Here is a 273-nt window from a genome sequence, read left to right as displayed (position 1 = left end):
ATAAGATCTCCACTACCTTGTCTCCTTCCCTTTCCCTCCACAAACTCTCTCACACAGGAGAAGAAAACGAGAGGCGGAGATGAAGTTGGCCAGGAGGAAGGGGTCGTCGTCGTCTCCGGCGGCCGTGGATGACGACGGCACGGCGTCGGCGAGGTCGGGGCGGCATCGAGGGTGATCTCGCCGCACCTCCACGACGTCGTCCTCCGCCCGCTGCGGCGCCGCCTCCGCGCGCTGTGGCACTGCTTCTTCCACTGGCGCTCTCGTCGCTGCCGG

At 65.6% G+C, this 273-nt stretch carries 1 protein-coding gene; it reads right to left on the bottom strand.

All coding sequences use genetic code 11. The annotated features are described in order from the left end of the window. Window positions 1–12: 12 nt before the first annotated feature. Window positions 13–273: hypothetical protein (locus L9G74_RS24140; RefSeq protein ID WP_238898622.1), on the bottom strand; the 261-nt coding region annotated here is incomplete at its 5' end.

This window comes from Shewanella electrica (assembly GCF_022321485.1).
Taxonomy (GTDB): domain Bacteria; phylum Pseudomonadota; class Gammaproteobacteria; order Enterobacterales; family Shewanellaceae; genus Shewanella; species Shewanella electrica.
Note: the sequence above shows the minus strand (reverse complement) of the source record. Positions and strands in the feature narration are given on the sequence as shown.